This window comes from Geobacter hydrogenophilus, assembly GCF_018501225.1.
GTDB lineage: Bacteria > Desulfobacterota > Desulfuromonadia > Geobacterales > Geobacteraceae > Geobacter > Geobacter hydrogenophilus.
On the sequence record NZ_JAHCZI010000002.1, the window covers coordinates 216,837 to 243,255 of the forward strand.

A 26,419-nucleotide genomic window follows, 5' to 3' on the forward strand; every position below is an offset into this window, starting at 1 on the left:
TGACCCGACACTATCATGGGGGGAAGCGATGGGATTCAAGCACAAGGACATCATAGCGCTGAAAGACCTCAGCAAGGATGAGATTGAACTGCTGATCTCGACCGCCGAAAACATGCGGGAGATTAACAGCCGCGATATCAAGAAGGTGCCGACCCTGCGCGGCAAGACCATTATCAACCTGTTCTATGAATCATCGACCCGCACCCGTACCTCCTTCGAGATCGCGGGGAAGCGCCTTTCGGCCGACACCGTCAATATAACTGCGTCAACGAGTTCGGCAACCAAAGGGGAGACGCTTCTTGACACTGCCAAGAACCTGGAGGCCATGAAACCCGACATTGTCGTCATGCGCCATGCCGTGTCCGGCTCCCACTATTTCCTGTCCAAACGGCTTTCCTGCTCCATTATCAACGCCGGTGACGGCGCCCACGAGCACCCCTCCCAGGGGCTTCTCGACATGCTCACCATGAAGGACCGTTATGGCCGCCTCGACGGGCTCAAGGTAGCCATTGTCGGTGACATCACTCACAGCCGGGTGGCCCGCTCCGATATCGCCGGTCTAACCAAGATGGGGTCTCACGTGTTCCTGGCAGGCCCTCCCACCATGATGCCGCCAGGGGTGGAGCGGCTCGGCAATGTCACCGTGTGCACTACCATGAAAGAGGCGATTCAGGATGCCGACGTGGTGATGATGCTCCGCATTCAGCAGGAGCGTCAGGGGAAGACCCTGATACCCAATACGCGCGAGTACTCCCGCTATTACGGCCTTAACCCCGAAAACCTCAAGTGGGCGAAACCCGGCGCGATGGTCATGCACCCCGGACCCATCAACCGCGGGGTAGAACTTTCTTCTTACGTGGCAGACGGTGCCAGTTCTCACGTCCTCAAACAGGTGGAGAACGGCGTGGCGGTGCGCATGGCAATGCTCTATCATGTGAGCGGGGGAACACTGGTAACGGAATAAGCGGGAGCAGGGTAGGGCGGATTCCTTATCCACTCATTGCACGGGCGATTACGGGTTGCCCGATACTTTCGCGAGGTGATTCATGAATTTGTTGATACAGGGAGGGCGGGTGATCGACCCGTCGCAGGGAATTGATGAAGTGCTCGACATGCTGGTCGAGAACGGGATTGTAAAGGAGTTGGGCAAGGGGCTGAAGGCGCCTGCGGGAGCCGAAACGATCGACGCATCCGGCCTGATCGTAACGCCGGGCCTCATCGATATGCACGTTCACCTGCGGGACCCGGGCCTGGAGTATAAGGAAGACATCATTACCGGCACAAAGGCGGCTGCGGCCGGCGGGTTCACGTCGGTGGCCTGCATGCCCAACACCAAGCCGGTGAATGACAACAAGGCGGTAACCAGCTACATCATTGCAAAGGCCAAGGCAGAAGGGGCTGTTAACGTCTTTCCGGTTGGGTCCATCACTCAAGGGTCCCGGGGCGAGCTTCTCTCCGAGATGGGCGAATTGAAGGAGTCCGGTTGCGTGGCCGTTTCCGACGACGGGCATCCGGTGACGAACTCGGAGCTCATGCGTCGGGCCCTGGAGTATGCCAAGGGAATGGGGATCATGGTCATCTCCCATGCTGAAGACCTGTCGTTGGTGGGGACGGGGGTCATGAACGAGGGGTACGTCTCCACTGAATTGGGTCTCAAGGGGATTCCGTGGGCCGCCGAAGACGCGGCAACCGCCCGCGACGTCTACCTGGCCGAGTTCACCGATTCGCCGATCCATATCGCCCACGTTTCCACCAAGGGGTCGCTCCGCATTATCCGCAATGCCAAGGCCCGGGGCGTGAAGGTCACCTGCGAAACCGCGCCGCACTATTTCAGCCTTACCGATGATGCGGTGCGGGGGTACGACACCAATGCCAAGATGAACCCGCCGCTTCGCACGGCCGATGATGTGACAGCGGTAAAGGAGGCATTGAAGGACGGAACCATCGACGCCATCGCCACTGACCATGCTCCCCACCATATCGACGAAAAGGACGTGGAGTTCAACGAGGCCCTGAACGGCATCGTCGGGCTGGAAACGTCCCTGACGCTGTCACTCAAGCTGGTGGAAGAAGGGGTTCTGACCCTTCCGGTTCTGGTAGAGAAAATGGCATACAACCCGGCAAAAATCCTCGGAATTGACCGTGGAACCCTGAAGCCTGGTTCTGTTGCCGACATCACCGTCATTGATCCGAATGCCACGTGGACGGTGGATGCCGACAAGCTCGCCAGCAAATCTAAGAACTCCCCCTTCCTCGGCTGGGAGATGAAGGGCGCTGCGGCGCTCACCATAGTTGGCGGCAAGGTTGTTTACAGAAGGGGTTGAAATGTAGGGGCGCTGCTTGCTGCGCCCTTTTGATGGGAAGATCTGGGCGCAGCAAGCAGCGCCCTTACTCGATAACTGACACTCAGGAGTAAGTTCATGAAAGCAGTTCTGGCGCTCGCAGATGGGCGCGTTTTTGAAGGGAAATCGTTCGGAGCCACTGGAGAAGCCACCGGCGAGGTGGTCTTCAATACCGCCATGACCGGCTACCAGGAGGTTTTGACCGATCCCTCTTATCGGGGGCAGATGGTCACCATGACCTACACCCAGATGGGAAACACCGGCATCAATCCGGAGGATATCGAGAGCAAACAGCTCTACCTCTCGGGTTTCATCGTCAAGGAGTACCACGACTGCTACTCCAACTGGCGGGCCACCATGAGCCTCGACGCTTATCTGAAGGAGAACGGCGTGGTAGGGATCCAGGGGCTCGACACCCGGGCGCTCACCCGGCATCTGCGGGACAAGGGAGCCCAGAACGGGATCATCTCTACCGTCGATTTCGACCACGAGAGCCTCGTGAAGAAGGCACGGGCCGTGCCGAGCATGGCCGGTCTCGACCTCGCTTCCGGCGTCACCTGCGATAAGCCCTACCATTGGACCGAGAAGCTCTGGGACCTGGAGGCGGGGTATAACGCTGCGAAACAGGAAGAATTGAAGTACAAGGTGGTGGCCTACGATTTCGGCATCAAGTACAACATCCTCCGCTGCCTCGTCTCGGCTGGCTGCGACGTGACTGTTGTCCCCGCCAACTTCCCGGCGGAGGAGGCCATGGCCATGAACCCTGACGGCATCTTCCTCAGCAACGGTCCCGGCGATCCGGAGCCCATGACCGCCGTTATCGAGAACATCAGAAAGTTCGTGGGCAAGAAGCCCATCTTCGGCATCTGCCTCGGCCACCAGCTTCTAGGGCTTGCCCTCGGAGGCAAGACCATGAAGCTCAAGTTCGGCAACCACGGCTCCAACCTGCCGGTCATGGATATGGATACCCGGAAGGTGGAAATTACCGCCCAGAACCATGGCTTCTCGGTGGACATTGTGTCACTGGGGCACGCCTGTGAGTTGGCCCACGAGAACCTGAACGACCAGACCGTGGAGGGTATGAAGCACAAGAATCTCCCCATCTTTTCGGTCCAACATCACCCCGAGGCATCACCCGGTCCCCATGACTCCCACTATCTGTTCGGGCGGTTTGTGGAACTGATGGAGAAGCATACATCGTAGGAGCGCAATTCATTAAGCCCTGGGCGTGATCAATCACGCCCCTACAAGACAATGCGGTACAGCGATCTTTATCAATCAGGCGAATTATTGCAGCGGGTCAGGGAGGCCTATGCGCGGCTTCGCTCCTGCGACCTCTGTCCCCACGACTGCCGGGTGAACCGTCTGGCCGGTGAGACCGGCGTCTGCCGGGCGGGATGGCGGCCTCGGATCGCATCGGCCAATGTCCACCATGGCGAAGAGCCACCCATTTCGGGCACGCGGGGGTCAGGGACGATCTTTCTCTCCTGGTGCAGCCTCAACTGCCGGTTCTGCCAGAACTTCCCCATCAGCCAACAGGGGAACGGCACGGATCTGACGACACGGCAGTTGGCGGATCGGATGCTCGGGCTCCAGAAGCGGGGAGTGCACAACATCAACTTCGTTACCCCGACCCACTTCCTGCCCCAGATTTTGGCGGCCCTCTGGCTGTCGATCCCCAGCGGGTTCCGGCTTCCCATCGTCTGGAACTCCAGCGGCTACGAGAAGGTGGATGTCCTCCGGCTTCTGGACGGCGTCGTGGATATTTACCTGCCGGATATGAAGTACGTGGCTGAAGAGCCGGCGGTGCGGTTCTCATCGGCCCCTGGTTACCGGGAGGTGAACCGGTCGGCAGTTGCCGAGATGCTGCGTCAGGTGGGGCATCTGGTGCTCGACGACGAGGGGATCGCGGTGCGCGGTCTCATCATTCGCCACCTGGTGCTGCCGGAAGGAGCGGCCGGCAGTGGCGAGACGCTTCGCTGGATCGCCGCGAACCTGGGAAGTGAAACCCACATTGCCTTGATGAACCAGTTTTTCCCGGCCCACCGGGCCGCCGAGACGCCGGGGATCCACCGCAAGATCACCGATGATGAGTACGACGAGGCGGTGGAAGAGTTGGAGGAAGCTGGCCTGGAAAACGGCTGGGTGCAGAATTGACATGAGAACGATTGTTTTGCTGGCGCTGTCCAATGTGTTCATGACCTTTGCGTGGTACGCGCACCTGAAGAACCTGAAGGCGGCCCCCTGGTACATAGCGGTGGCGGTGAGCTGGGGAATCGCCTTCTTCGAGTACCTGATCCAGGTGCCGGCCAACCGGATAGGATACGGCACCTTCAGCCTGGGGCAGCTCAAGATCATGCAGGAGGTCATCACGCTGGCGGTCTTCGTCCCCTTCGCGGTCTACTACATGGGACAGCCCCTGAAACTGGATTACCTCTGGGCCGGCTGCTGCCTGGCCGGAGCCGTCTTTTTCATATTTCGCGGATAGATACATTCTTTAACGACGTTACATCAGCAAGGAGTTGCAATGCCCAAACGTACCGACATCAAAAAGATCCTCATCATCGGCGCCGGCCCCATCGTCATCGGCCAGGCGTGCGAGTTCGACTACTCCGGCACCCAGGCGTGCAAGGCCCTTAAGGAGGAAGGTTTCGAGGTGGTGCTCCTGAACAGCAACCCGGCCACTATCATGACCGACCCTGACTTTGCCGACCGGACCTACGTGGAGCCGGTGACCCCTGACGTACTGGCCAAGATCATCGAGAAGGAGCGCCCCGACGCAGTGCTTCCGACCCTCGGAGGCCAGACGGCCCTGAACACCGCCGTGGCCGTGGCCGAGAACGGGACCCTGGAGAAGTTCGGGGTGGAACTCATCGGCGCCAAGCTTCCGGCCATCAAGAAGGCCGAGGACCGGACCCTCTTCAAAGAGGCTATGGAGAAGATCGGCCTGTCGGTACCCCGCTCGGGCCTGGCCCACAACTACGCTGAGGCCATGGAGGTGATCAAGACGGTGGGCTTCCCGGCCATTATCCGCCCCTCCTTCACCCTTGGAGGGACCGGCGGCGGCATCGCCTACAACATGGAAGAGTACGAGAAGATGGTCGTGGGAGGGATCGACGCCTCCCCCACCGACGAGATCCTCGTGGAGGAGTCGGTCATCGGCTGGAAGGAGTACGAGCTGGAGGTGATGCGCGACACCGCCGACAACGTGGTCATCATCTGCTCCATTGAGAACTTCGACCCCATGGGGGTCCACACCGGCGACTCCATCACCGTGGCCCCGGCCCAGACCCTCACCGACAAGGAGTACCAGATCCTCCGTGATGCGGCCCTCAAGATCATCCGGGAGATCGGGGTCGACACCGGGGGGTCCAACATCCAGTTCGGCATCAATCCCCGCAACGGCCGCCTGGTGGTCATCGAGATGAACCCGCGGGTTTCCCGCTCCTCGGCCCTGGCGTCCAAGGCCACCGGCTTCCCCATCGCCAAGATCGCTGCGAAGCTTGCCGTGGGTTACACCCTGGACGAGATCCGCAACGACATCACCCGGGAGACCCCGGCATGCTTCGAGCCGACTATCGACTACGTGGTGACCAAGATCCCCCGTTTCACTTTCGAGAAGTTCCCGGCCGCCGACGCGACGCTCACCACCCAGATGAAGTCGGTGGGCGAGGTCATGGCCATCGGCCGCACCTTCAAGGAGTCGTTCCAGAAGGCGCTCCGTTCCCTGGAAATCGGCTCGGCCGGGTTCGAGTCGCGGCTTTTTACCAACGGCGATAACCGCCGCGCCCTAACCGCCAAGGAACAGCAGCTTGTCAATGACAAGCTCCGGGTTCCCAACTGGGAGCGGCTCTGGTATCTGGGAGACGCCTTCCGAAGCGGCATGTCGATCGATGAGATCTTCCAGCTCACTGCCATCGATCCGTGGTTCCTCCACAATATCAAGCAGATTATCGAGAAGGAAGAGGAGCTTCGGGCGGTCGATCCGGCGGCAGAGGCGCCGCAGAACCTCGCTACCATCGTCCGCGAGGCTAAGCAGTTCGGTTTCGCAGACAAGATGCTCGGCCGGTTCTGGGGCAAGAACGATGAGGAGATCCGCCAGCTTCGGCTCTCTCTCGGCGTGAAGCCCGTCTTCAAGCGGGTCGACACCTGCGCGGCCGAGTTCGTGGCCTACACCCCGTACCTTTACTCCACCTACGAGGAGGAGTGCGAGGCCGAGGTGACCGACCGGAAGAAGATCGTGATCCTCGGCGGCGGTCCCAACCGGATCGGCCAGGGGATCGAGTTTGACTACTGCTGCGTCCACGGAGTCTTCGCCCTGGCCGAGGACGGCTACGAGACCATTATGGTCAACTGCAACCCGGAGACGGTCTCCACCGACTACGATACCTCCGACCGCCTCTACTTCGAGCCGCTGACCTACGAGGATGTTCTCTCCATCGTTGACCTGGAGAAGCCCCAGGGGGTCATCGTCCAGTTCGGAGGGCAGACCCCACTGAAGCTGGCCGTGGCCCTGGAGAAGGCCGGCGTCCCCATTATCGGTACCTCGCCGGACGCCATCGACCGGGCCGAGGACCGGGAGCGGTTCCAGGAGATGCTCCACAAGCTGAACCTTCTCCAGCCCGAGAACGGAACCGCCCGATCCTTCGAGGAAGCGGAAGAGGCGGCCAACCGAATCGGATACCCCGTGGTGGTGCGCCCCTCCTACGTCCTCGGAGGCCGGGCCATGGAGATAGTCTATGACGTGGAGAACCTGCGCCGCTACATGACCACCGCCGTCCAGGCGTCGCCGGAGCATCCGATCCTCATCGACAAGTTCCTGGACAAGGCCATCGAGATCGACGTGGACGCCCTCTGCGACGGGACTGAGGTGGTTATCGGCGGGATCATGGAGCACATCGAGGAGGCGGGTATTCACTCCGGTGACTCTGCCTGCTGTCTCCCCCCCCATTCCATCTCCCAGGAACTTGTTGACGAGATTAAGCGCCAGACCACCGTCATGGCCCTGGAACTTAACGTCAAGGGGCTCATGAACGTCCAGTACGCCATCAAGGAAGGGATCATCTACATCCTTGAGGTGAACCCCCGGGCATCGCGGACCGCTCCCTTTGTCTCCAAGGCCACGGGGCGTCCCCTCGCCAAGATTGCAGCCCGGGTCATGGCTGGCAAAACCCTCAAGGAACTGGGCGTTGCCGGCGACATCGTGCCGAAGCACATGTCGGTCAAGGAAGCGGTCTTCCCCTTCGTCAAATTCCCCGGTGTTGACACAATCCTCGGACCGGAGATGAAATCCACCGGCGAGGTCATGGGAATCGGCTCCGATTTTGCCACTGCTTTTGCCAAGGCGCAGCTCGGCGCCAACGTGAAGCTTCCCCGGTCGGGAAAGGTCTTTATCAGCCTCCACGACGCCGACAAGAAACATATTGTCGATTCAGCTAAAAAACTCTATAATGCCGGTTTTAGATTGATCGCCACCCGCGGTACCGCCTCCTACCTGAAGGAGAAGGGGGTGGAAGTCGAGGTGATCAACAAGGTGCTCGAAGGACGGCCCCACATAGTGGATGCCATCAAGAGTGGGCAGGTCTGCATGGTGCTCAACACCACCCAGGGTGCTCAGGCCGTGGCTGATTCCTTTTCCATCCGGCGCGAGTCACTCATGCACAACGTGGCGTATTTCACCACCGTTGCCGGGGCAAACGCGGCTGCGGAGGGGATCATCGCCATGATCAACGGCCAGCTGGACGTGAAGCCCCTGCAGGAGTACCTGGCGTGAATAGAGTGGAAAGTTGCCGAGGCAGGCGACTCTCCGATTGATAATCTAACGGAATGTACCAACGGGGCGGCCAATCGGCTGCCCCGCGATTTTCATAGAGGAGCAGTGAGTACGATGTCCTATTCAGTACCCATGACCAAAGAGAGTTACGATTCCCTTCAGGAAGAGCTGAAGCGCCTGATCCGCGAGGAGCGGCCCCGCGTGATCCAGGATATTGCCGAGGCCCGCAGCCACGGCGACCTTTCGGAGAACGCCGAGTACGACGCCGCCAAGAACCGCCAGGCGTTCATCGAGGGGCGCATTCAGGAACTTCAGGGGAAACTTGCCCGGGCCCACGTGGTCGATCTTTCCGGCCTGAAACCCGACAAGGTGGTTTTCGGCGCCACCGTCACCCTCTACGACACCACCAGCGAGGAAGAGGTAACCTACAAGATCGTCGGCGAAGAGGAGGCCGACATCAAACTGGGGAAGATCTCGTGCACCTCGCCGGTCGGCAAGGCCCTCATCGGGCACAAGCTTGACGACAGCGTCAAGATCAAGGTGCCGTCGGGGTCCGTGAAGGAATACGAGATCATCGACATCAAGTATCTCTGATATTTCGTTATCAACCGTGCAACAAGGAAAGGAAACGCAATGAGCCAGCAATTCACCAAGGATATGACCTTTGCCCAAGCCCTCCAGGCCAATCCCGAAGTGGCCAAGGTGCTTCGCAAGTACAATCTCGGCTGCATCGGCTGCATGGGTGCCCAGAACGAGTCCCTGGAACAGGGGTGCAGCGCCCATGGCCTCGATGTCAACGAGGTCCTGAAAGACCTGAACGCCATCGGCCAGTAAACCTATGTCGCAAGGGCGAAGGGGGAAACCTCTTCGCCCTTCGTCTATCCGCAGCGAGGAGCCATGCCGGTTGTCACCCTTGCCGAAAACGGTCAGCTAGCCATACCCGATGACTTCCTGAAGGATCTGGGAATCAAGCCGGGTGATCCGGTCTTACTGGAAAAAGCACCGGGCGGCATCCTCGTGTCCCGTCATGCGCCTCCTTCTCCTGGTGCGGCCCAGGGCCGACTCCATGAGTCCATCAACCGCAAGAACCTGGAAACTCCCATTCAGTTCATAAAAGGGGTCGGCCCGAAGCTGGCGGAGACCCTTGGCAAGAAGGGAATTGCCACGGTGGAGGATGCCCTCTACCTTCTCCCCAACCGTTACGAGGACCGCCGTAAGGTAGTGCCCATTGCAAGGCTTTGCCCCGGGGCGACGAGTGTCTTTTCTGGCGAGGTGATTACCGCTGACGTGGTGAGCACCAAGGGGGGGCGTCGCTTCTTCGAAGTGGTGGTGCGGGACGCAAGCGGCACCATCTCCTTCAAATGGTTTAATTTCAATCCCGCCTTTCTCAAGAAGACCTGGAAGGAGGGGCGGCGGGGCATATTTACTGGGCTGGTCTCCCAGTTTGGGCTCCAGCGTGAGGTGCATCATCCGGACGCCGAATGGCTTGCCGAAGGAGAGAGCGTAGAGTCTGTCATGGCCCGGGACCCGATCAGTTTCGGCCGCGTGGTGCCGGTTTACCCCCTCACCGAGGGACTCCACCAGAAGACCCTGCGGAAGGTAATGAAAGGGGTAGTGGACCAGTATGCGCCCTGCGTGGAGAGTGCCTTGCCGCCGGAGGTGGCGGGGCGCCAGGGACTCCTGCCCCTCTCCGACGCGCTCCGACGGGTCCACTTCCCCGACGGCGATGCCGATCCCCGGGGGCTTGAGGAAGGAAAGGACCCCGCCAACCGCACCCTGGTTTTCGACGAGTTCTTTTTCCTTGAGCTGGGGCTGGCCATGAAAAAACATGGCGTAACCCTCGAGTCGGGAATCGCCTTCACTGTCAGCCACACTTATACGAAGCCGCTCCTGAAACTCCTCCCCTTCTCGCTGACCGGGGCCCAGCGGCGGGTCCTGGCCGAGATCAAGGAGGACATGATGGCGCCGCACCCGATGCACCGCTTGGTGCAGGGGGATGTGGGAAGCGGCAAGACCCTCGTGGCGCTCATGGCGGCCTTGGTGGCGGTGGAGAACGGCTATCAGGTGGCGATCATGGCCCCCACCGAGATCCTGGCCGAGCAGCATTATCTGAACATCCACCTCTGGTGCGACCAACTGGGCGTTTCGGTGACCCTCGTTACCTCATCGCTGAAGGGGAAGGCGAAGAAGGACGCCCTGGAGCGGGTATCCGGTGGTGAGGCACAGATCGTCATCGGCACCCATGCGGTGATCCAGGACAAGGTGGAGTTTCAGCGCCTGGGCCTCGGCATCGTGGACGAGCAGCACCGTTTCGGTGTCCTCCAGCGTGGGCTTCTGCGGAAGAAGGGAGAGAACCCCGACATCCTTGTCATGACTGCCACCCCCATCCCCCGGACCCTTGCCATGACTGTCTTCGGCGACCTTTCGCTGTCAGTCATCGACGAGTTGCCGCCGGGGCGAACCCCCATCGAGACGCGGATCTGTTTTGAGTCGCGCCGGAAGCAGGTCTACGGCATCATCCGCGACGAGGTGGCCAAGGGTCGCCAGGCGTACGTCATCTACCCCCTGGTAGAAGAGTCGGAGAAGTCGGATCTCAAGGCCGCCACCCAGATGGCCGAGCACCTGGCCAACGACATCTTCCCCGATCTGCGGCTCGGCATCCTCCACGGCCGGATGAAGCCGGAGGAGAAAGAGGGGGTGATGCGCTCCTTCAAGGAAAGGTCAATCGACATCCTGGTGGCCACCACGGTCATCGAGGTGGGGATCGACGTCCCCAACGCCACGGTGATGGTCATCGAGCACGCCGAGCGGTTCGGCCTGTCGCAACTCCACCAGCTGCGGGGAAGGGTGGGGCGGGGAAGCGAGAAATCCCGCTGCATCCTCATGGCCGGCGAGCGCCTCTCCGAGGACGCCGAGAAGCGGCTCCGGGTCATGGAGTCCACCACTGACGGCTTCAGGATTGCCGAGGCCGATCTGGAAATCCGGGGCCCTGGTGATTTTCTCGGCACCCGCCAAGCGGGCATTCCCGATTTCCGCGTCGCCAACATCCTGCGGGACGGTCGTATTCTGGAAGAGGCCCGGCAGGAGGCCTTTGCCGTGGCAGAGGTGGACCCGGAGCTGCGGTTGCCCCGGCACGAGAAGCTCCGGGCGGAACTGGCCCGGCGTTGGGGAGGCCGGCTTGAACTTGCGGGGATCGCCTAAGAAACAAGTACGTTTTGCTGTACCAATTTCAAAATGGAGGAAATATGTCTGAATTCACCAACGTAACCGTAGTCCGGGAGGCAAACGTATTCTTCAACGGCGGCGTCGTGAGCCGCACCGTCATCTTCCCCGATGGCACCAAGAAGACCCTCGGCATCATGCAGCCGGGGGAGTATACCTTCAACACCGGCGCCCCGGAGATCATGGAGATACTCTCCGGCGAACTGGACGTGACGCTTCCGGGGAGCGAGGGATGGCGTCGTTTCAAGGGAGGGGAGTCTTTCGAAGTGCCGGCCAATTCCTCCTTTACCATGAAGGTCCTCTCCCTCACCGATTACTGTTGTTCTTTCCTCGGCTAGGTGTTGTCCGCGCTGATAGCCCCGTCCCCTAAGGACGGGGTTTTTCGGTCTGCCCTTCCATCTTGCGAGCTCCCACTGCAATGATGGCCGTGACGCTGAGGGCCAACGCCATGAGGACCAGCGAAGCCAGGGCATTGTTCAGGAGGGTCGGCTTCAGCAGGATGACCAGGCCGAGCATGAGCATCATGATGCCGGAGAGGAGCTTCAGGATCCGCCCCTGCCACTCCGTCAGTTTTCGGCTGCCGAGAGTTGCGGTAAAGATGGCGACGATAACGGCAAGGGGAATCACATAGATCAGGTTGTAAAAGGCCAGGTAGAGGTAGTATTCGGAGGAGGGGAGGGCGCGCAGGGTCAGAAGCCGGGTGTAGACCATGGGGAATCCGGCGGTGCAGAGGAGTTCGTAACTGTTGGCCGCCACGGCCAGGACAACCGTCCCCGCCAGCATCGAGGGGAGCGATCCGGTGTGGACGAGATGACGCATCCGCTCGAATAGTTTTGGCTTCTTGTCCTCCGGAATGACGAGGGAGACCCCCTTCTCGAAGAAAAAGAAATCCTTGATGTTGATGACAGCCACAACGACGGCGATGATTCCTGCTGTTGTGGTGACAGCGGCCAGGGTGCCGGTAAACAGGAAGAGGTTGAGCCAGGCTGCCATGAAGAGGAAGTAAATGAGCCCCGAGAACAAGACGAAGGTTCCCCCCACGAGCGCCATGCGGTTGCGGGAATGGGCGTGGATCATGAGGCTCAGGAGGAAGAGGAGCACGAAGAAGGCGCAGGGGTTGAAGCTGTCAAGGGCGGCGATGACCACCGTGAAGACCGGAAGCGAGAGAGCGTTTGGATCAACGGTGCAGATGCCGGGGATGATGATGGTTTCCGCTTCCTTGGGCGGAGCGGCCGGCACCTCGGCCTTTCGGGGTGCCAGGAGCGCAGAGACCTGGCGCTCTATGGCCCGGGCTTTTTCCTCAGAGAAACCGGCGATAACGTGATTGCCAATGATGAAGACAGGGACACCGGTTGCCTCAAATCCACGCTCCCTGGCCATGGTCATGAGAATCTCGACGTTCTTGCGATTCGATAAGACTTCGTAATCGCAGACCTGCAGACCGGGGTGTCTTTGCCTGAGGTCATCGAGAAACGGTTTTGCCTTGGCGCAATGGGGACACCCCTTACCCCAGAAGAAGTAGAGCGTTACATCTCCCCTGGTGTCGATAGTGCTGGCCATGCCGTCGGTGGGTAGGGCAATCAACAGCACGATCAAAACACAGGCCTGTATGAACGCTCGAACCGCTCCTCTCCCCATGGCAGCCTCCTGGTTCAAGTTTATCGCACCTGAAGGAATTCTCATCGGGAGTTGGCCCGTATTCTTATGATATCCGAGCAGACACCTGAAAATCGCTGCGTTGTGGGACGCTTCGCCCCATCTCCAACCGGTCCCCTTCACCTGGGATCCCTGGTGGCCGCCGTGGGTAGTTATGCCATGGCGAAGCGGGCAGGGGGGCTTTGGCTCCTCCGGATGGAGGATCTGGATACCCCTCGGGTCGTGCCAGGGATGGCGGATGACATGTTCCGCACCCTGGAAACCCTCGGTTTTGCCTGGGACGGTGAGGTCATGTGGCAGAGCCGCCGGGCTGATGCCTATAGTGCCGCTCTTGAGCGCCTTCTGGCGACCGGCGAGGCCTATCCCTGCGGCTGCTCCCGGGCCGAGATCGCCCGAGCCGCCTCGGCCCCCCACGACGGCGAAGGGGAGGTGGCCTATCCCAATATCTGCCGCAACGGCCTGCAGCCGGGGAAAGAGCCGCGCTCCTACCGGGTGAAGGTGGGGAGCGAACCCATCGTGGTACGGGATCTCGTCATGGGGGAGAAGCGGTATGACTTGGCACAAATTTGCGGAGATTTCGTGGTAAAGCGGGCCGACGGGCTTTTCGCCTACCAACTGGCCGTGGTAGTGGACGACGCCGACCAGGGGGTGAACCAGGTAGTGCGGGGTGCAGACCTCCTGTCATCGACTCCGCGGCAGATTCTGCTCCAGAGTCTCCTCGATTACGAAACACCGGTCTACGCCCATCTTCCCCTGGTTACCGCCACCGGCGGGGGGAAGCTCTCCAAGCGGGACAATGCCGTGTCCCTCGCCGTCGGTCTCGACCTTGCCGTCGAAGGGGGGAGGCTTATCCTGGCTGCGTTACGCTTCCTGGGGCAGCGTCCTCCTGAATCCCTCGCAGGATCCTGCGGAAAGGAAGTTCTTGCCTGGGGGGCGGCCAACTTTGATATCACCCTTGTCCCCACAGCGTCCGCCCCCCTCTCGGTTCACTCCTGATTACCCTTGCCCTGACCAGGAATCCCCAGCCAGCCGGTGCCGAGAATGCCGAGTAGCGCAGAGGTGATCAGTAGTCCGCCGATGGAGCCGTTGAAGAGGGAAACCATAAGGGTTGCGATGGGGAAGAGAGCGATGTGGAAGAGCATCTCCGCGGTGGACATGGGACGCGTTCCAAAGGAGAGATGAAAGTAGATGTAATAGAGGGGGCCGGACACCCAGATCCCCGTTGCCATGGCCATGGCGGCTCCCATGAGGCGATCCTGGCAGGAGAAAAGCTTCACCATCTGCCAGAAGGCGCTACCGCAGGCCACAGGGAGGGCAATGCTCTTGGCGGTGATCCAGGCTGTCGTGGACCATGTGCCATGGTGCGCCATAACAAGTGCATCAATCCCCCAGAAGAGAATCGCTCCCATCAAGGGAAACACCATCCAGATAAAGGTTCTTTTCATGGTGTCCCACCGGTAACAGAGTAATTACATCACAGTCTACCAGAGAGCGGATCAAAAGTGAACGAGCCTACCGTTCCTCCTTCAGGTACGGCTCATGGAGCTTCACGGGCTTGCCTTTGGCGCGCATCCGCATGTTGAGCATCTCGACCCCCACGGAGAATGCCATGGCGAAATAGATATAACCCTTGGGAATGTGCATTTCGAGGCCGTCTCCGATGAGGGCAACACCGATGAGGATCAGGAAGGAGAGTGCCAGCATCTTTATGGTGGGATGCTTGTGCACGAAGGCACTGATATTTCCTGAGAAGAACATCATGAAGCCCACTGCGATGATGACCGCCAGCACCATGACCGCCAGCCTGTTGGCCATGCCGATGGCGGTGATGATGGAGTCGAGGGAGAAGACAATGTCCAGGAGGAGGATCTGAACGATGGTCCCGGCGAAGGACGCTGCGGCCCTGGTCGAGGAGTGGCCTTCGTCGCCTTCCAGTTTTTCGTGAATTTCCATGGTGCTCTTGGCCAGAAGAAACAGGCCGCCGACGATGAGGATCAGGTCACGGCCCGAAATTTCCCGGCCAACCACGGAGAAGAGCGGTGCCGTAAGACCCATGAGCCAGGTGAGAGAAAAAAGGAGCCCTACCCGGGTGAACATGGCAAGGGCAAGACCGGTGACGCGGGCCTTTTCCTGCTGCTCACGGGGGAGTTTCCCCGCCAGGATGGAGATGAAAATTATATTGTCGATGCCGAGGACGATCTCGAGCGCAGTAAGGGTAGCAAGGGCGATCCACGCCTGGGGGTCGGTAAGCCATTCCATCTGAAGAACTCCTTGATAGAGTAATGTGAAGGAGCACACATATACCGAGAGGGGTCGGCACTGTCAACCGCAATCTCCCGGAGCGACGAGAGGCCGTTATCTTTGCCGATCAGCCGTTTGTTCCCGAGTGTTAATAATTGCCTTTGTCGCCAGCACTATTCCATCTCCGCAACGGCCTCACTGTCAATGAACTCACTTCCGCCGTAACTGTGCGGAGTGCCAACTGAAGCTCGGTGAGCATCCCACTGGTTGTCATTTTTGCGAAAAAAAGTGTTGACTCTCCCGGGGAGCGTTTGCTATATAACGGGAACCTGTTTCGCGGGAATAACTCAGTGGTAGAGTGCAACCTTGCCAAGGTTGAAGTCGCGGGTTCGAATCCCGTTTCCCGCTCCATGAAAGCCAAGGGGCCAGATCAAGAATCTGGCCCCTTTTTCGTTTGTATTTACCAATTGCCAGAGCGAGAACCTTTCTATTGTCTATGGCAAAATTCGGCTACTCGTAATTCCCTGATTAAATGATGACATGAACCAATTCGAGGAATCACCGCTGAACCATTCTTGCCTGTCTGGGGTGGGAGGTGCTCCACGCACAGAAGACAGCATGATGGTGAAACTTTCGTGTAAATTTGCACCACGAAGCAAAATGCAAAGTTCACCGCCGTTTGGGTAACCCCATGGACCGCTCCTCCCGCAACCGCCTTACGGAAAAACTACTTCCTCAGTTTGCCGGCGATACCCTGTTTGACGCCATTGCCCGAGCCGCCTGTCGCGCCGGCTGTCTGCCCCGCAAGGAACTGTACGAAGCCTGGGAAGTGGCTCGTCGGGTCCGTCGGCGTTACCGGGGAGGGCGGATTGTCGATCTGGCCTGCGGCCACGGGCTTCTGGCGCAGATACTTCTCCTTCTCGACGACACATCACCGACAGCTCTGGCCGTTGACCGGCAGATCCCGAAGAGTGCCGCCACCCTTGCAGCGTCGCTGGAAGAAAGCTGGCCACGCCTCAAGGGGCGCATCCAGTTTGTGGAGGCGGACCTTACGGAGGTGACGCTGCGTCGCGACGATCTGGTTGTCTCGGCCCATGCCTGCGGAGGACTGACAGACCTGATTCTGGAGCGGGCAGTGGAGGCCCAGGCGAGGGTGGCGGTGCTTCCCTGCTGTCACGACCTGAGCGGTGCGGACCTTGGCGGCCTGCAGGGATGGCTGGATGGCCCGCTGGCCATGGATGTTGTCCGCGTGTCGCGGCTGCGCTCCCGGGGGTATCGGGTGATCACCCAGCAGATACCGGGGGACATTACGCCCAAGAACCGGCTGCTGCTGGCGGAGCCTAGCTAGGGACGGCCGTACTTCAGAGAATTATCCACGTCCCCGACATATCCTTCATTGAGAAAGCGTTACAAAAGCAGGGTACCGTGAAGCTCTCCTCTGTGATGACGACGACGATACTGTAACCCGCCACCATGTCCCGACTGCTTACGTCCCATAAGATATATTATGTAAAGTACAAGAAATAAATTTTTGTCCTGTGCCCTTGAAAGATTCAGAAGACTATGCGACCCTGCAAAAGCCAATATAAATGTCAATTAATCCAAAGGGGAAAGTCATGATTAAGGAGGATGTTGGGACTGAAGTTTACAAGACTTGGAGCAATGCACAACGGCGCGAGGAAATCGCCAAGCTGGTTCAGGGCTACAGGTCGGGGCTGCCGGCTTCCATCATGTGTAAGATTTCAGACAGTATTGCAGGCAACCGGAAACGGGCCCGGAAATATCTCCATGAAATGTTGACACCTGAAGAACGGCAGATAGCAGTGGACAGTGAAACCGGCGAAATGATGATTTTTGTTCGAGGATATATGCTGTAGCTTCGGCAGAATGTACTTACTTTACGCCCCTTCCGCGCCGTGATGAGAGCGGCGAGATAGGGAACGGTCTGGTCGGCCAGCGGAGGGTCGAGAGTCCCTCCGCTGCGAATATACTTGATGAGTTCCCTAGCTGCCTGTCGATACCACAGATTCTGTCCTCTACTTCCAGTCTATCCGGACAAAACACAGATCACCCCTAAACTCCTCGTACCCCCCTATTCCCTCGTAGTTGTTGATAAGAAGCGGATTGATGTCCACCCCTCCCATTTTGACAGAAGCTAACTGGTTGCTATTATTAGTTGAACCGTAAGGGTTCCGTCATCACCGCAACTGCCCGTTCCCGCTCAGGTGGATGCATGAATAAAGTGAGGCTTATCATCGGTTTGGCGATTGTGACCGTGGCCATCGTCGCCGCCTCTGTCTTGCTGTACATTCTGCCATTGGATGTTCGAGACCACTCCCCTGTCCAACCGCTTCGCTTCAGCCATAAGTTGCACGCAGGCGACAACGGCATCCATTGTCTCTTCTGTCATAGTTACGCCCTGAAGTCCCCGGCAGCGGGCATTCCATCGATGGAGGAGTGCCGGGCCTGCCATCTGTTCATTTCACCGAACGCTCCGGAAATAAAAAAACTGATGAAATACTGGGAAAAGCGTGAACCGATTCCCTGGGTCAGGGTTTACAGCCTGCCGGACTTCGTATATTTCCCGCACATGATGCACGTCCGCGCAAAACTTCCCTGTGCAGCCTGCCACGGCGAAGTGGCCACCATGGAACGGATCACCCGGTCTGCAAGCCTCAAGATGGGATGGTGCCTGAACTGCCACCAAAAGCATAAGGCTAGTATCGACTGCTGGACATGCCACAAATAGCGGAGCGCAAATGAAACGGAGAACGTTTTTACAGCTTGGCACAATAATAGCCGCCAGCGCCGTACTGGATGGATGCCGTTCAAAAAATGAACAGCTCATCCCCTATCTCATTCCACCCGATGAGGGGGTAACTCCCGGCAAGGGTACTTATTATGCCAGCTCCTGCAATGCATGTCCTGCCGGTTGCGGCATTCTGGTCCGAGTGTCTGAGGGGCGGGCAAAGAAGATAGAGGGAAACCCGGATCATCCCATCAATAGAGGGAAACTCTGCGCCCGGGGGCAGGCCATTGTTCAAGAACTTTACCATCCCGACCGCGTGCCTCACCCCCTCAAACGGAATGGTCCCCGCGGTTCCGGTGCCTTCACGCGGATTTCCTGGCAAGAGGGTATCGGGCTGCTCGCGGATAAGCTCAAAGCTTTGCAGCGTGAACAGAACACTAACGGCCTGGCACTGCTGACGCCTCATTTGCGGGGTACCCTGGCGGAGCTCACAAGCCGCTTCATGCGCACGTTCGGCTCGACCAACCACGTCTCCTATGAGCTGCTCACCCCTGACTTACTCCGGGCTGCTGCCCGTCGTAGTTTCGGGCACCCCTCCCTCCCCTATTACGACATCGCCGAAACACGCTATCTGCTCAGCTTCGGGGCTGATTTCGTGGAAAATCATCTGTCGCCGGTCAAGTACGGCTCCGCCTTTGGTCAAATGCGCCAAGGCCGTGACACGGTTCGCGGCCATTTCACCTATGTGGGGGGGCGCATGTCACTGACTGCCGCCTCGGCAGACCGCTGGATGCCTGCCAAGCCGGGGAGCGAAGGAGCCCTGGCCCTTGGCATGGCACGCCTGATTCTGGCCGAGTCGCTTTACGACAGCGGAGCCCTTGCGGCGAACGGACTTGAGGCAAAGAAACTGCTGGCCGCGCTGGACAGATACGATCTGCCCCGAGTGACGCAGCTATCCGGTCTGCCGCAAGGAGCGATCGCTGAAGTGGCACGGGAGTTCGCCTCTACCCGTCCCGCACTCGCCTTGGCCGGCGAGATGGTCGCCTTTCAGAGCAACGGACCTGAATCGGTCCGTGCGGTCCACCTGCTCAATCTCCTGGTGGGAAGCCTGAATCGGCCGGGTGGGATCTACCCCGATGCAGGGTTCCCATCCGGCCCGGAAAATTCCTTCGCCGAACTCCTCGCTCTTATCGAAACGATGCACGGCGGAAACGTGAAGGTTGCCATGATTCATGGCGATCCGCTCTATTCCGTTCCTCCGGCGACCGGATTTCACGACGCACTGGCAAAGGTTCCGTTCATCGTCAGTTTCTCCTCGCTGCTCGACGATACCGCCCTGCACGCGGACTTGGTCCTTCCGGACCACGCCGCCCTGGAAAGCTGGGGAGACGTGATACCGGTCGCCGGCACCCGGGAACCGGTAGTGGGGCTCATGCAGCCGGTTGTGGAGCCATTGTTCGATACCCGCCAGTTCCCCGAAGTGTTGCTGGCAACGGCCCATGAGCTGGGAGGCAGGATGGCTGCAGCATTACCGGACGAGTCGTACCTGGAGTTGCTGAAGGGAGCGATCAGGAAACAAGCCGGACTTGAGGCCGGCGTGGATTTCGAAGCGACGTGGGTCGACCTGCTTCAGCACGGTGGGAGCTTTAAAGGCAAGAGCTCCAAGCTCACCGGTTATCGATGGGGCTCGGACGCACCACCGCCATTGCCTGAGGACCCGGACTTTGCCGGGGACCCGAAGACGTACCCATTCCATCTGATCGTCTACCCTTCCACCGCCTTTTATGATGGCCGTGGTGCACCGTATCCCTGGCTGCAGCAGCTCCCGGACCCGATGACCACCGTCGTTTGGGGGAGTTGGGTGGAGATCAACCCCGAGACCGCAGCAGAGCTCGGGATCGGCTTTGGCGATCTGGTGGAGGTCACATCGCCCCAGGGCACGCTCCGTCTGCCGGCAGTCGTTTATCCCGGAATCCGTCCGGACATGGTGGCCGTCCCCTTGGGGCAGGGGCATGGGGGGATGGGACGCTATGCCCAGGGGCAAGGGGTAAATCCTCTCGCGCTGGTGGCTCGCCAAGGGACGAAGCAGCAGCCTGCCTGGAATGCTACCCGGGTGCGGATAACCAGAATCTCGGGGAAAGGGGAACTGGTTACGGCAGGACATCCCCAGGGAAGCCTCCGGAGCGAGTTGGTCGAGATATAGGGAAGCCTGCATCGATGCTGCGCAAGCGGTCATCGGGATTGAGTCGATTATGGAAAAAATGACGAGTCAGTACAGATGGGGGATGGTTGTCGACCTTGATCGGTGCACCGGTTGCGGCGCCTGCGTTGTTGCCTGTCAGGCGGAGAACAACGTGGCCATCTGCGGCAAGAAGGAGATCTCCGAAGGGCGCAACATGCACTGGTTACGCATCGAGCGTTTCTGGGTGGGAAAGTATCCGGACGTGCGGGCGCGCTTTCTCCCGGTGCTCTGTCAGCACTGTCAGGACGCCCCCTGTGAGCCGGTCTGCCCGGTCTATGCCAGCTACCACAACCCCGACGGTCTCAATGGGCAGGTATACAACCGCTGTGTCGGCACCAGGTACTGCGGCAATAACTGCCCCTATGCCGTAAGGGTCTTCAACTTCTACAACCACGAATGGCCCAAACCTCTTGACAATCAACTTTCTCCGGACATGACCGTGCGTACCCGGGGAGTGATGGAAAAGTGCACTTTCTGTGTCCAGCGCATCCGAAGGGCCAAGGAAGATGCCAAGTCCGAAAATCGCGCCATTCGCGACGGCGAAATACAGCCGGCCTGCGCCCAGACCTGTCCAACCGACGCTCTGGTGTTCGGGAACATGGCCGACCCTCGGAGCCGGGTCGCCATCCTTTCCCGCAGCCCCAGGCGCTTCCGGCTTCTGGAGCACCTGGGCACCCACCCCTCGATTTACTATCTCAAGGGAGGAGGACGCGAGCATGTCTGAGCCGATACTTCCTGCCGCCAAGAGCTCCAGCCAGTTGAACGACGAGATGCTGTCCTCCCTGCGCACCCCCACCTGGAGCTGGTACGCGCTCGCGCTATTCCTCGGGGCCGTGGTGGCGTGGGGACTCTACGCCTTTGGCTACATGCTGACGACCGACATGAGTTGCACCGGCCTGAACAGGCCGGTCATGTGGGGGGTATATATCGTCAACTTTGTCTTCTGGATCGGACTTTCCCACTCGGGAACCATGGTTTCTGCAATCCTGCGTCTTTCCAGGGCCAACTGGCGACGGCCGATCCTGCGCGCCGCCGAGGCAATGACCGTCTTTACCGTTGCCGTTGGCGGCCTTTTCCCGCTCATTCACCTGGGCCGCAACTGGGTCTTTTTCTACCTTATCCCCTATCCCAACCAACGCGGACTGTGGCCGAACTTCCGCTCGGCGCTCCTCTGGGACGCTACGGCAATCTTCACGTACATCATCGGGAGCAGTCTCTTCCTCTATCTCGGGATGCTTCCCGATCTCGCAGTCGCCCGGGACCGCTCAAGCGGCTGGAGATTCAAGCTGTACTCAGTCCTGGCAATGGGGTGGCGAGGGGCTGCGCGGGAATGGGCAATCTTTCATCAGGCATCCACCCTGATGGCAGCGTTGATCATCCCGGTGGCCGTTTCGGTGCACTCCATCGTCGCCTGGGACTTCGCCGTTACCGTTATTCCTGGCTGGCATAGCACCATTTTCCCGCCATACTTCGTCATCGGCGCCATCCATTCGGGAGTTGCCGCCGTCATTACCCTGATGATCATCATTCGTCGGGTATTCCACCTGGAGGATTACCTGACGCCGCTTCACTTCGACAACATGGGAAAACTCCTCCTGGTAATCGCACTCCTCTGGTCCTATGCCTATTTCGTCGAGGTCCAGACCACCTGGTACGCCCATGAACCGATCGAGTGGGAAGTCTTCAGTTTCATGGCCGACAAATATGCGTTCCTGCTTCTTTTTATGATCTTCGCCAACTCGGTCCTCCCGATCGTGGCACTCTGCTTCAAGCGGCTGCGTCGCTCAATCGCTGTGATGCTGGTGGTTTCGGTGCTGATCAATGTCGGCATGTTCATCGAGCGCTTCCTGATCATCGTGCCGTCACTCTCCCACAAGAACATGCCGTTCGTCTGGGGAACCTACCGCCCCACCTGGGTGGAACTCTCTGTTACCGCAGGCGCCTTTGCAGGCTTCGCCCTGATGTATACCCTCTTTGCCAAGTGTTTCCCGATGGTGGCGGTAACCGATGTGCGGGAGCTGGAGGCACAAAAGAGCGTGGTCAGGCTCAGCCGAACCCGGCTTCAGTCGAGCGCGGAAAAGGAGTAGTCGAATGGAAGTCCTCGGGATTTTCAGCGACAAAGAGAGCGCAGGCATAGCCGTTGAACACCTGATCAAAGAAGGGTTCGTCGAAAGGCAAATCACCTCCCTCACGTCGGTTGCCTATCCTGACGGCGTGCTTGTTAGGACAGAACAGCGTACCTGGTTCCGTTGGTTCACCCTGGCCTGCGGCATTGCCGGCGCCGGCGCCGGCTTCCTCCTTGCGGCAGGCACTGCCTGGCTCTACCCAGTTAAGACCGGCGACAAGCCCATTATCGCCTTTTACCCGACCGGCATCGTCACCTACGAGCTCACCATGCTTTTTGCCCTTGTAGGGACCATCATCGGGATGTTTCTGGAAATGGGCCTCCCTACGTTACGAAAACGCGTTTACGATCCTCTCATAGCCGAGGGGTACATTGGCATCAGCGTTTCCATACATTCCGGAGGCGAGGCCGTAGCTTGCGGGGCGGACGTGTTGCCCCGCGAGTGTATTGGTGCCGTTGCGGCTCTCCCCCCCGACGAGCAGGCGAGTCGTGCTGAGGAAATCATGAAGGCGGCCGGCGCTGTCAGGACCATTGCCGAGGATAGGATATGAGACGTGCGGTGAAACTGGCCATTCTGACGGCAACACCGGTGCTGATGGCAGCGATCTGGATGGATGAGCAACCTGCCTACAAACCATACCAGACGCCGGTCCTGGCTCCGCCCAAGGGTGCTGTTCCCGTCACCGGCAAGGAGAACGTGTCGCAAGAGGCCGTAGAGAAAAATCCCGTTGCGCCGACCGTGGAATCCCTGGAGCAAGGAGAAACGCTTTTCACCATCAACTGCGCCATGTGCCATGGCCTAAGCTCGGCGGAGCGCGGCCCGGTCGGCAAGAAACTCATCCCTCCACCACCAGGACTCGATCACGACACGGTGCAGGGATTGACCGACTCAGACATCTTCAGAGCCATTACCTCGGGCTTCGGCCGAATGCCACCCTTCCAGGGCAAGCTCACGGTTCAGGACCGCTGGAACCTGATCAATTACCTGCGAACACGCAGATAGCCGCTTTCTCCCGAAGTCGTATCATAGCTGGTAACTACCCTGCAGCCCGACCGGCCTGGAAAATCGACCGAAACACAACGGGCCAAATCAGAAGACTCGGCCCGTTGTGGGAGATTACATAAATTGTGATGTCACGAGCAGTGACTGCATGTTGTAACGTCCGGTGACTGCAACTCACATCCGCATCGGGCACAGGCATTCACCCATTCCGGATGTCCCGCATCGGCAGCCCGCTTCTTCGCCTCCAGGCGCCTCACTTCTGCTTCCATTTCGTCGTTGTACTGCGTTTCGAACATGGTCGCTACCTTGCAAGTGTCCTCTTCTGCCAGTAATCACGTTCGAATGACCAGAACTCTTTCATAAAGTCAACGAGGCCGGACATCCTTGATCGGAATGCCTCATGAAAGCGCTCCTGTTCCGGAAATCTTCGTTTTTCGCTGATACAGCGGCAGAGGTCACGGCCGAGGGCGCTGGCCTTCCCATAGAGGGTTGCCTCATCGGGGAACGTCCTTACGCCAGCGACAGGAGAGCCTATTCCGCCCGCAGAAGTTGCACCCAGCGTGTTAATGACCCGCTCCATGTAAGAGATAACGTCCGCGTCCTCGCCTCCCCCGGAGGTTTCCACGACAGCGGCGTATTTCCCCTCCAGCGCCATGCAATGTATCAGTCCGTTACAACGGTCAAAGAGAGCCTTCATCTGGGCGGTGACGCTGAAGATGTAATTGGGGCTGGCCAGAATGAACCCGTCACAGGCAAGAAGTTTCTCCTTGATGCCTTCGTAGTCGTCATTGATGGGGCAGATGCCCGTCTTGTGGCAGTTGTCGCACCCGACGCATGGTTGGACCTTCAGGGTGGAGAGGGAGAGGACTTCGGTCTCTGCTCCGACCTCTCTTGCTCCGGCAAGGACTTCATCCAGCAAGCGCCCGGTATTCCCCCGCGTCCCCCTGGGGCTGGCAAGTATCGCCAGTATTTTCATGCGATTTCTCCTTGAGAGGAATCCCCTCGGCCGGCTGCCTCGGCGTTGCAGCGTTCAACAGCGTCCCTGAGCCAGGCGATTTCTTCGGGATGAAACTGCTTGGAGTACTCGGTCCCCGCGTTGAGCGCCCAGTGCAGCGGAGGCATAGTGGTTGCCGCCAGAACATGGCCTGGCACCTCCACGCATTTGGCGTCGGTCTGGGTCCAGGCCTGAAGACGCTCCCGAGTATCGAAGAGCATCAGGTAGTCATTTCCCTCAGCCTCAATGACCAGGGGGAGCACCTGCCCGTCCTGCGGCGGCTCTACCACCTCTGCAAGGGATTGCTCATCCAGAATGGGAACGAAAAAAGTGGAGTTGAGAAAGAGATCATAGAACTTCGACTGATTCTTTGCATCGCGCATATCCTGACGCAGGGTAACCAGCGCCTCATCGAGTGGAGTCATTCCGGGTGTTCCTTTCATGGTGGCTACCAGCGTTTTGTGATTTCGATCAGATGATAGCCGAACTGGGTCCTGACCGGTCCGAGAACCTTGTTGATTTCACCGGAAAAGACGACCTCGTCGAACTCTTTGACCATCTGACCGGGGACAAAGGCCCCGAGGTCGCCGCCCTGCATGCGCGACGGACACGCGGAATTCTTTCTGGCTACCTCGGCGAAGTCGGCCCCGGCTTCTATCTCGGCCTTGAGTTGTAGGCATTCGGCTTCGGTGGAGACGAGGATGTGACGGGCGGTTGCTGTTGGCATGGGAACTCCTTGAGTGTGTTTGCTGAATGGTGAATGGGTTGTTCAGAGTTTGCGCCGGTCAATGACCCGCTGGGCCTTCCCTTCATGGCGGGGAATGCTGTTCGGCTCCACGAGCTTGACCGTGGCGCCAACGCCGAGCACCGAATCGATCCGCTTCTCGACCATTTCGAGGAACGCACGCTGGCGCTTCATCTCATCGAAGAAGATGTTTTCGGTGACCTCAATCTGGATCTCCAGGGTATCGAGGGTCCCCTTGCGGTCGACGATGATCTGGTAGTGTGGTTGGCACCCTTCGATGGCAAAGAGAACCTCCTCGATCTGGGACGGGAAGACGTTGACCCCCTTGATGATGAGCATATCGTCGCTGCGCCCCATGGTCTTCCGCATGCGAACCATGGTCCTGCCACAGGCGCAGGGGGAATAATCGAGGCACGTGATGTCCCGGGTCCGGTAACGGATCATGGGGAACGCCTCCTTGGTGAGGGTGGTCAGCACCAGTTCCCCGACGCTCCCGGGAGGCAGCACCTCACCGGTATCCGGATCGATGATCTCGGGGATGAAAGCATCCTCGAAGATGTGCATGCCGCACTTGTATTCGCAGTCGCCGGCAATGCCGGGGCCGATAACTTCCGAGAGACCGTAGTTGTCGGTAGCGCTGATGAAAAGTCTGCTTTCGATTTCCTTCCGCATCGCTTCTGACCATGGTTCACCGCCGAAGAGCCCCACTTTGAGTGAAAGGGTCTTGGGGTCGATCCCCATCTTTTCCATCCGGTCCGCGATGGTGATGGCATAGCTCGGGGTGCTGACAAGCGCAGTGGTCTTGTAGTCCTGCATGATCATGATCTGCTTTTCGGTGTTCCCGGAGCTCATGGGAATCACCGACGCGCCGATGGTCTCGGCCCCGTAGTGAAGTCCAAAAGCGCCCGTAAAAAGGCCGTAACCAAAGGCGACCTGAACCACGTCGTCGTGGGTGACGCCGGCGGCGGTCATGAAGCGGGCCACCAGATTCGACCAGACCTTGATGTCGTGCTTCGTGTAACCGACCACCGTGGGCTTGCCGGTGGTTCCCGACGAGGAGTGGATCCGCACGACCTCCCGGAGCGGCACGGCGAACATCCCGTAGGGATAGTTCAGGCGCAGGTCCTCCTTGGTGGTGAAGGGAAGTTTCCTGAGGTCGTCCAGGGATTGGATGTCCTCGGGCACGATGCCAAGCTCGTTGAACTTGTTCCGGTAGCAGGTGACATTCTTATATACGCGGTTGATGGTAGCCTGGAGCCGTTCCAGCTGAAGCTGCTGCAACTCCTCGCGCGGCATGCATTCGTATGTTGGTTCCCAGATCTGCATA

General features: G+C 59.2%; 26 protein-coding genes and 1 tRNA gene. 20 read left to right on the plus strand and 7 right to left on the minus strand.

The annotated features are described in order from the left end of the window. Positions 1-28 precede the first annotated feature (28 nt). The 10 genes from KI811_RS04560 to ppnP all read left to right on the plus strand — a co-directional run bounded on the left by KI811_RS04560 (position 29) and on the right by ppnP (position 11,675). The gene (locus KI811_RS04560) at positions 29-964 is read left to right on the plus strand and encodes an aspartate carbamoyltransferase catalytic subunit (RefSeq protein ID WP_214185309.1); all 936 of its coding nucleotides are present in this window, start codon (positions 29-31) and stop codon (positions 962-964) included. A gap of 82 nt (positions 965-1,046) precedes the next feature. Next, positions 1,047-2,324, plus strand: a complete 1,278-nt coding sequence (locus KI811_RS04565) for a dihydroorotase (protein WP_214185310.1) — start codon at positions 1,047-1,049, stop codon at positions 2,322-2,324. A gap of 96 nt (positions 2,325-2,420) precedes the next feature. Next, complete coding sequence (carA, locus tag KI811_RS04570) at positions 2,421-3,545, plus strand: glutamine-hydrolyzing carbamoyl-phosphate synthase small subunit (protein ID WP_214185311.1); 1,125 nt, start codon at positions 2,421-2,423, stop codon at positions 3,543-3,545. A 51-nt stretch (positions 3,546-3,596) separates the two neighbouring features. Continuing rightward, entirely contained in the window at positions 3,597-4,499 is a 903-nt protein-coding gene (locus KI811_RS04575; protein WP_214185312.1) for a radical SAM protein, read from the plus strand. Between the two features lies 1 nt (position 4,500). Then, entirely contained in the window at positions 4,501-4,830 is a 330-nt protein-coding gene (locus tag KI811_RS04580) for a DMT family protein (protein ID WP_214185313.1), read from the plus strand. A 39-nt stretch (positions 4,831-4,869) separates the two neighbouring features. Next, positions 4,870-8,115: a carbamoyl-phosphate synthase large subunit gene (gene carB / locus KI811_RS04585; protein WP_214185314.1), complete on the plus strand. Its 3,246-nt coding sequence runs from the start codon at positions 4,870-4,872 to the stop codon at positions 8,113-8,115. A gap of 114 nt (positions 8,116-8,229) precedes the next feature. After that, the gene (gene greA, locus KI811_RS04590; RefSeq protein WP_214185315.1) at positions 8,230-8,709 is read left to right on the plus strand and encodes a transcription elongation factor GreA; all 480 of its coding nucleotides are present in this window, start codon (positions 8,230-8,232) and stop codon (positions 8,707-8,709) included. Positions 8,710-8,748: 39 nt separating this feature from the next. Next, positions 8,749-8,949 (plus strand): DUF1858 domain-containing protein, encoded by a 201-nt coding sequence (locus KI811_RS04595; RefSeq protein WP_004513327.1) that lies wholly within the window; start codon positions 8,749-8,751, stop codon positions 8,947-8,949. 63 nt (positions 8,950-9,012) lie between these two features. Further along, complete coding sequence (recG, locus tag KI811_RS04600; RefSeq protein WP_214185316.1) at positions 9,013-11,316, plus strand: ATP-dependent DNA helicase RecG; 2,304 nt, start codon at positions 9,013-9,015, stop codon at positions 11,314-11,316. A gap of 44 nt (positions 11,317-11,360) precedes the next feature. Then, positions 11,361-11,675, plus strand: a complete 315-nt coding sequence (gene ppnP / locus KI811_RS04605) for a pyrimidine/purine nucleoside phosphorylase (RefSeq protein ID WP_214185317.1) — start codon at positions 11,361-11,363, stop codon at positions 11,673-11,675. Between the two features lie 28 nt (positions 11,676-11,703). Here ppnP and KI811_RS04610 read toward each other — a convergent pair whose 3' ends face one another. Beyond that, on the minus strand, positions 11,704-12,975 hold the full coding sequence (locus KI811_RS04610; RefSeq protein WP_214185318.1) for a glutaredoxin family protein: 1,272 nt from the start codon (positions 12,973-12,975) through the stop codon (positions 11,704-11,706). Between the two features lie 66 nt (positions 12,976-13,041). Here KI811_RS04610 and gluQRS point away from each other — a divergent pair, with 66 nt between their 5' ends. Next, the gene (gene gluQRS / locus KI811_RS04615; protein WP_214185319.1) at positions 13,042-13,989 is read left to right on the plus strand and encodes a tRNA glutamyl-Q(34) synthetase GluQRS; all 948 of its coding nucleotides are present in this window, start codon (positions 13,042-13,044) and stop codon (positions 13,987-13,989) included. On the opposite strand, the gene KI811_RS04620 is transcribed toward gluQRS, so the two are convergent. Together KI811_RS04620 and KI811_RS04625 are read right to left on the minus strand one after the other, a co-directional pair. Beyond that, complete coding sequence (locus KI811_RS04620; protein ID WP_214185320.1) at positions 13,980-14,438, minus strand: hypothetical protein; 459 nt, start codon at positions 14,436-14,438, stop codon at positions 13,980-13,982. The genes gluQRS and KI811_RS04620 overlap by 10 nt on opposite strands. Positions 14,439-14,505: 67 nt before the next feature. After that, positions 14,506-15,252, minus strand: coding sequence for a TerC family protein (locus KI811_RS04625; protein WP_214185321.1), 747 nt, complete (start codon positions 15,250-15,252; stop codon positions 14,506-14,508). Between the two features lie 318 nt (positions 15,253-15,570). Here KI811_RS04625 and KI811_RS04630 point away from each other — a divergent pair. From KI811_RS04630 to KI811_RS04670, 9 genes are all read left to right on the plus strand, one after another. Beyond that, a tRNA-Gly gene (locus tag KI811_RS04630) sits at positions 15,571-15,645 on the plus strand. A 280-nt stretch (positions 15,646-15,925) separates the two neighbouring features. Next, entirely contained in the window at positions 15,926-16,582 is a 657-nt protein-coding gene (locus KI811_RS04635) for a methyltransferase (protein ID WP_214185322.1), read from the plus strand. A gap of 268 nt (positions 16,583-16,850) precedes the next feature. Next, a complete protein-coding gene (locus KI811_RS04640) occupies positions 16,851-17,111 on the plus strand; it encodes a hypothetical protein (RefSeq protein WP_214185323.1) in 261 nt (86 codons plus the stop codon). Positions 17,112-17,467: 356 nt separating this feature from the next. Continuing rightward, complete coding sequence (locus tag KI811_RS04645; RefSeq protein ID WP_214185324.1) at positions 17,468-17,983, plus strand: cytochrome c3 family protein; 516 nt, start codon at positions 17,468-17,470, stop codon at positions 17,981-17,983. A 10-nt stretch (positions 17,984-17,993) separates the two neighbouring features. Further along, positions 17,994-20,186 (plus strand): molybdopterin-containing oxidoreductase family protein, encoded by a 2,193-nt coding sequence (locus KI811_RS04650; protein WP_214185325.1) that lies wholly within the window; start codon positions 17,994-17,996, stop codon positions 20,184-20,186. A 49-nt stretch (positions 20,187-20,235) separates the two neighbouring features. Beyond that, positions 20,236-20,949, plus strand: coding sequence for a 4Fe-4S dicluster domain-containing protein (locus KI811_RS04655; protein WP_214185326.1), 714 nt, complete (start codon positions 20,236-20,238; stop codon positions 20,947-20,949). Beyond that, positions 20,942-22,312 (plus strand): NrfD/PsrC family molybdoenzyme membrane anchor subunit, encoded by a 1,371-nt coding sequence (nrfD, locus tag KI811_RS04660; protein ID WP_214185327.1) that lies wholly within the window; start codon positions 20,942-20,944, stop codon positions 22,310-22,312. The genes KI811_RS04655 and nrfD overlap by 8 nt, the downstream gene beginning before the upstream one ends. A gap of 4 nt (positions 22,313-22,316) precedes the next feature. Next, positions 22,317-22,901 carry a quinol:electron acceptor oxidoreductase subunit ActD gene (locus tag KI811_RS04665; protein WP_214185328.1) on the plus strand — a complete coding sequence of 195 codons (585 nt, stop codon included), beginning with the start codon at positions 22,317-22,319 and terminating at the stop codon, positions 22,899-22,901. Beyond that, on the plus strand, positions 22,898-23,353 hold the full coding sequence (locus KI811_RS04670; protein ID WP_214185329.1) for a c-type cytochrome: 456 nt from the start codon (positions 22,898-22,900) through the stop codon (positions 23,351-23,353). Before KI811_RS04665 ends, KI811_RS04670 begins: the two co-directional genes overlap by 4 nt. Positions 23,354-23,654: 301 nt before the next feature. Here the strand turns inward: KI811_RS04670 and KI811_RS04675 are convergent, their stop codons facing one another. From KI811_RS04675 to KI811_RS04690, 4 genes are read right to left on the minus strand one after another with little or no spacing between them, the layout of a single operon-like run. Then, a complete protein-coding gene (locus tag KI811_RS04675) occupies positions 23,655-24,329 on the minus strand; it encodes a flavodoxin family protein (RefSeq protein WP_214185330.1) in 675 nt (224 codons plus the stop codon). Next, positions 24,326-24,772, minus strand: coding sequence for an SseB family protein (locus tag KI811_RS04680; RefSeq protein WP_214185331.1), 447 nt, complete (start codon positions 24,770-24,772; stop codon positions 24,326-24,328). Before KI811_RS04680 ends, KI811_RS04675 begins: the two co-directional genes overlap by 4 nt. A gap of 23 nt (positions 24,773-24,795) precedes the next feature. Beyond that, positions 24,796-25,074, minus strand: a complete 279-nt coding sequence (locus KI811_RS04685; RefSeq protein ID WP_214185332.1) for a peptidylprolyl isomerase — start codon at positions 25,072-25,074, stop codon at positions 24,796-24,798. A 42-nt stretch (positions 25,075-25,116) separates the two neighbouring features. Continuing rightward, on the minus strand, positions 25,117-26,418 hold the full coding sequence (locus KI811_RS04690; RefSeq protein ID WP_214185333.1) for a phenylacetate--CoA ligase family protein: 1,302 nt from the start codon (positions 26,416-26,418) through the stop codon (positions 25,117-25,119). Position 26,419: the final 1 nt, after the last annotated feature.